The following is a 5157-nucleotide window of genomic DNA, read 5'->3' on the forward strand; positions in this document are numbered from 1 at the left end:
GGGCTTCGACGTCGCGCTCGACCAGCAGCCGGGCCACGGCCGCCCACCGGCGGCGTCCGCAGCACGACCGCGCGGCAGCGCGAGCGGATGGTGACGATGACGTCCTCCACCGCGGGGGCGCACAGCATCCAGACCGTGTGGGCCGGGGGCTCCTCGATCGCCTTGAGCAGCGCGTTGGCCGCCTGGTCGGTGAGCCGGTCGGCGTCCTCGACGACCAGGACCTGCCAGCGTCCGGACGAGGGGTGCAGCGAGGCGGCACGCACGACCTCGCGGGCCTGCTCGGTGCCGATGCTCAGCCCCTGGGTGCTGATGAGCGTGATGTCGGGGTGGCTGCCCGCGCGCGCCGTGACGCACGAGTGGCACTCCCCGCAGCCGGTGCCGCGCTCGCACTGCAGCGCGGCGGCGAAGGCCCGGGCGCGTTCGAGCGGCCCCGAGCCGGGCGGGCCGGTGAACAGCCAGGCGTGGGTCGATGCCGGTGCCGCCGGACGTCGTGGCCGCGACCGCCCGCTGCAGCACCTCGACGACCGGCTCCTGGCCGACCAGCTCGTCCCAGACCGTCGTCATCGGCCGGCTCCGGCGACGGCCTGGACGAGCAGCGGCTCGACCGCGTGGCGGATGCGCGCGTGGATGGCCTGCGGCGCGTCGTCGGCGCTGACGACGAGGTAGTGCTCGGGGTCGCGACCGGCCAGGGCCAGGAAGTGGGCGCGGACCCGCTCGTGGAACTGCAGCGGCTCGGCCTCGATGCGGTCGGGCGCGCCGGCCCGGGCCAGCCCGACCCGCGGGTCGACGTCCAGCACGATCGTCAGGTGCGGACGCAGGTCGTCGGTGGCCCAGCGGGCGATGCGCTCGACGTCGGCGACGTCGAGCGCCCGGCCGGCGCCCTGGTAGGCGATGGTCGAGTCGACGTAGCGGTCGGTCAGCACGACGCGTCCGGCCGCGAGCGCCGGGCGCAGGACGGCGTCGACGTGCTCGGCCTTGTCGGCGGCGTAGACGAGCATCTCGGTGCGCGGGCTCAGCGCCCCGGTGGCCGGGTCCAGCACGATGCGGCGCAGCTCGGTGCCCACGGGCGTGCCGCCCGGCTCGCGGGTCAGCAGCACGTCGTGGCCGAGGGTTCCCAGCCACTGGGTGAGCAGGCGGGCCTGGGTGGTCTTGCCGCCACCCTCGCCGCCCTCGAGCGCCAGGAGCACGCCGGTGGAGGGGTAGCGGTCGGCCATGCCCCCGATCCTAGGGGGCGCCACCGACCGCTCCGGCCTCAGGACTTCTTGGTGGCCTTCTTGGCCGTCGTCTTCTTCGCGGCGGTCTTCTTGGCGGCCGTCTTCTTGGCCGCGGTCTTCTTCGCCGGGGCCTTCTTGGTCGTCTTCTTCGCGCCCTTCTTGGCCGGGCCCTTCGCGCGGCGCTCGGCCAGCAGCTCCACGGCCCGCTCGTGCGTCAGCGTCTCGACGTCGTCGTCCTTGCGGAGCGTCGCGTTGTACTCGCCGTCGGTGACGTACGCGCCGAAGCGGCCGTCCTTGGCCACGATCGGCTTGCCGCTGACCGGGTCCTCGCCGAGCTCCTTGAGCGGCGGCTTGGCCGCCTTGCGGCCGAACGTCTTGGGCTGGGCGTAGATCGCGCGCGCCTCCTCCTCGGTGAGGGTGAGCAGCTGCTCCTCCTTCTCCAGGGAGCGCGAGTCGGTGCCCTTCTTCAGGTACGGCCCGTAGCGGCCGTTCTGCGCGGTGATCTCGGTGCCGTCGACGTCGGTGCCCACGACGCGCGGCAGCGTCAGCAGCTGCACGGCGTCCTCGAGCGTCACGGTGTCGATCGACATCGTCTTGAACAGGCTCGCGGTGCGCGGCTTGGCGCTCTTGGGCGCGTCGTCGGGCAACGCCTCGACGACGTACGGGCCGAAGCGGCCGTTGCGCGCGGTGATGGTCAGGCCGGTCTCGGGGTGCTCGCCCAGGACGTTCTCGGCGCCGGCCGGCGTCGCCAGCAGCTCCTTGGCCTTGTCGAGCGTCAGCTCGTCCGGCGGCAGGTCCTCGGGGATGTTGGCCCGGGTCGGCGTCTCGGTGCCGTCGTCGGCCTTCGTCATGGGCGGGCCCTCGACGTACGGGCCGTAGCGGCCGACGCGCACGGCGATGCCCTCGCCGAGCTCGAACGTGGCCAGGCCGCGGGCGTCGATGTCGCCCAGGTCCTCGACCAGGCGCTTGAGGCCGGTGTCGCGGTCGCCCTCGCCGTTCCAGAACGCCTCCAGGACGCGCACCCGGTCCTCGCGGCCGCCGGCGACCTCGTCCAGGACGCCCTCGAGCTCGGCGGTGAAGTCGTACTGCACCAGGCGGCCGAAGTGCTCCTCCATGAGCCGCGTGACGCTGAACGCGATCCAGGCCGGGACGAGCGCCGTGCCCTTCTTGTACACGTAGCCGCGGTTCTGGATGGTGCCGACGATCGAGGCGTACGTCGAGGGCCGGCCGATCTCGCGGTCCTCGAGCTCCTTGATCAAGCTGGCCTCGGTGAAGCGGGCCGGCGGCTTGGTCTGGTGGCCGGCCTGGCCGAGCTCGGCCGCGGTGACGGTGTCGCCCTCGGCCAGGTTGGGCAGCTTGGTCTGCTGGTCGTCGCCCTGGGCCTCGGGGTCGTCACCGGACTCCACGTACGCCTTGAGGAAGCCGTAGAACGTGATGGTGCGGCCGGACGAGACGAACTCCAGGTCCTCGCCGCTGGTGGCCCGCGCGCCGATGCGGATGGTCGCGGTCGAGCCGCGGGCGTCCAGCATCTGCGAGGCGATGGTGCGCTTCCAGATCAGCTCGTAGAGGCGGTACTCGTCGCCGCTCAGGCCGGTCTGCTGCGGGGTCTTGAACCGCTCGCCGGCCGGGCGGATGGCCTCGTGCGCCTCCTGGGCGTTCTTGACCTTGGACGCGTAGGTGCGCGGCTTCTCGGGCAGGTAGTCGGCGCCGTAGAGCTCCTTGACCTGCGCGCGGGCCGCGGTGATCGCGGTCTGCGAGAGCGTGGTCGAGTCGGTGCGCATGTAGGTGATGTGGCCGGCCTCGTAGAGGCGCTGGGCGACCTGCATCGTGCGGGCCGCGCCGAAGCCGAACTTGCGCGACGCCTCCTGCTGCATCGTCGTGGTGCGGAAGGGGGCGTACGGCTTGCGGGTGTACGGCTTGGACTCCACCGAGCGCACGGCGAACGCCTCGCCGCGCACCGCGTCGGCCAGCGCGCCGGCCCGGGCCTCGTCGAGGTGGACGACGTTCCGGGCGGTCAGGGTGCCGGTGTTGTCGAAGCTCGCGCCGGTCGCCACGCGGGCGCCGTCGACGGAGGCCAGCCTGGCCGGGAACCGGCGGGGGTCGTGCCCGGCGCCGGCGTCGAAGGTCGCCTCCAGGTCCCAGTAGGACGCGCTGCGGAACGCCATGCGCTCACGCTCGCGCTCGACCACCAGGCGGGTAGCCACGGACTGCACGCGGCCGGCGGACAGGCCGCTCATGACCTTCTTCCACAGCACCGGGCTGATCTCGTAGCCGTAGAGCCGGTCCAGGATGCGCCGGGTCTCCTGGGCGTCCACGAGGTCCATGTCGACGTCGCGCGGGTTCGTGATCGCCCGCTGGATCGCCTCCTTGGTGATCTCGTTGAAGACGATGCGCTTGACCGGCACCTTCGGCTTGAGCTCGTCCAGCAGGTGCCACGCGATGGCCTCGCCCTCGCGGTCCTCATCGGTCGCGAGGACGAGCTCGTCGGCGTCCTTGAGCAGCTTCTTGAGCTTGGTGATCTGCGACTTCTTGTCGGCCGAGACCACGTAGACCGGCTCGAAGCCGTTGTCGATGTCGACGCCGAGGCGGGCCCAGGGCTGCCCCTTGTACTTCTCGGGCACCTGGTCGGCACCCTGCGGCAGGTCGCGGATGTGCCCGATCGAGGAGTCCACCACGTAGCCGTCCCCGAGGTAGCCCGCGATGCTGCGGACCTTGTTCGGCGACTCGACGATCACGAGGGTGGTCAAGGGTGCTTCCTCTCCTAGGGCCGGGCGCAGACGGCTCGACGCGCACACCGTAACGCGTCCTGTCAATCTCCTCGCGGGCCGCCTGTGGAGCCGTGCGAGGATTCGCCGGTGGAGTTCTCGGGATACCGCCTGCTGCTCGCGGACCGGCAGGTGCGGACGATCTTCGTCGCCGCGTTCTTCGCCCGCATCCCGATGATGGCGCTCCCGCTCGTGCTGACCCTGCTGGTCACCGAGGGCATGGGCGGCAGCTACAAGCAGGCCGGTCTCGTGGCCACCTGCGAGACGATCGGCGCCGCGGTCGGCGCCCCGTGGCGCGGGCGTCGCATCGACCGGACCGGGCTGCGCCGGGCGATCGTGCCGTCCATCGTCGTCACCGCGCTCGTCGTGCCCGGGGTGGCCATGGCGCCGACCTACGTGGCGCTGCTCCCGCTGGCCTTCCTGGCCGGCCTCTTCCTCATCCCCATCCACACGATCGTGCGGCTCGCGCTCACCGCCCGGGTGGACGAGTCGCAGCGCCGCACGGCGTTCGCCGCCGACTCCACGATGGCCGAGGCCAGCTTCATCGTCGGTCCGGCGGTCGGTGGCTTCCTGGCCACCTTCTGCAGCGCCGGCGCCGCGATCGTCGCCATCGGCGCCTGCGTCGTGCTCGCCGGCGTGATGTTCTGGGTGCTCGACCCGGACCTGCGCCGCGGCACGGGCGAGCCGGGCGCCAGCGTGGCCACCGACCCGGCGGGGCCCGAGACCCTGCAGGACGTCCGCCGCTGGATCACACCCAAGGTGGTGCTGCTGCTCGTCATCTCGTCGGCCTCGATGCTCGCGCTCATGGGCACCGACCTGGCGATCATCGCCGAGCTGCGCGAGCAGGACGAGGTCGCGCTCGTGGGCCTGGTCTACGGCGCCTGGGGCCTGGCCTCGCTCGTCGGCGGCCTGCTCTACGGCGCCTGGCAGCGCTCGATCCGTCCGTCCTACCTGCTCCTCGCGCTGGGCCTGTTCACGCTGCCGGCGGTCATGGCCACCAACGTCTGGACGCTCGCGCTGCTGGTGATCCCGGCGGGCGCCCTGTGCGCCCCGACCCTGACGGCGTCCAGCGAGTGGCTGACCCGCCTGGTGCCGGCCGAGCGGCTCGGCGTAGGGCGATGGGCTGGCAGGGCACGGCGTTCACGGTGGGCGGCGCGATCGGCGCCCCCGTCGCGGGC

The 5157-nt window shown here is 72.6% G+C and carries 3 protein-coding genes and 1 pseudogene; 1 reads left to right on the forward strand and 3 read right to left on the reverse strand.

The features are described 5' to 3' along the window. The 3 genes and pseudogenes from holB to topA all read right to left on the reverse strand — a co-directional run. A pseudogene (holB, locus tag AC2W7G_RS08880) lies at positions 1-564 on the reverse strand (DNA polymerase III subunit delta'); the annotation flags it as partial. Then, positions 561-1214: a dTMP kinase gene (gene tmk, locus AC2W7G_RS08885; RefSeq protein ID WP_485868113.1), complete on the reverse strand. Its 654-nt coding sequence runs from the start codon at positions 1212-1214 to the stop codon at positions 561-563. The pseudogene holB and the gene tmk, both read right to left, overlap by 4 nt. 38 nt (positions 1215-1252) lie before the next feature. Then, positions 1253-3961, reverse strand: a complete 2709-nt coding sequence (topA, locus tag AC2W7G_RS08890; RefSeq protein ID WP_485868114.1) for a type I DNA topoisomerase — start codon at positions 3959-3961, stop codon at positions 1253-1255. A gap of 108 nt (positions 3962-4069) precedes the next feature. Here topA and AC2W7G_RS08895 point away from each other — a divergent pair. Beyond that, a partial coding sequence (locus AC2W7G_RS08895; RefSeq protein WP_485868115.1) for an MFS transporter occupies positions 4070-5157 on the forward strand: 1088 nt, incomplete at its 3' end.

This window comes from Aeromicrobium sp. PFPM2_SD2, assembly GCF_057364525.1.